Here is a 239-nt window from a genome sequence, read left to right as displayed (position 1 = left end):
AATAGATCTGAAAACCAAGATCATGATCAGTTGCTTTGCGCATAGACAGAGGTGTCAGATAACGACTGTATTTATCTGCTTTTTCTTTCCATTTCGCATCGCCTGTATATTCATATAAATACCACAAAACTCCAGGCCAGAAGCCGCTAGTCCAGTCTTCATAACCCACATATTTCCATTGTTTTGATCCTGGGGCAATATTTCTTGGAATCGCAAGTGTATCAGGTAAATTAACCACG

The 239-nt window shown here is 39.7% G+C and carries 1 pseudogene; it reads right to left on the bottom strand.

Features of this window, described 5'->3' with window-relative positions:
- A pseudogene (locus SB754_RS22755) lies at nucleotides 1-239 on the bottom strand (glucuronyl hydrolase); the annotation flags it as partial.

The sequence above is a fragment of the Leifsonia sp. SIMBA_070 genome, assembly GCF_046534635.1.
Lineage (GTDB): Bacteria > Actinomycetota > Actinomycetes > Actinomycetales > Microbacteriaceae > Leifsonia.
The sequence above is the reverse complement of the archived record's forward strand: the minus strand, read 5'-3'. Positions and strand labels throughout refer to the sequence as shown.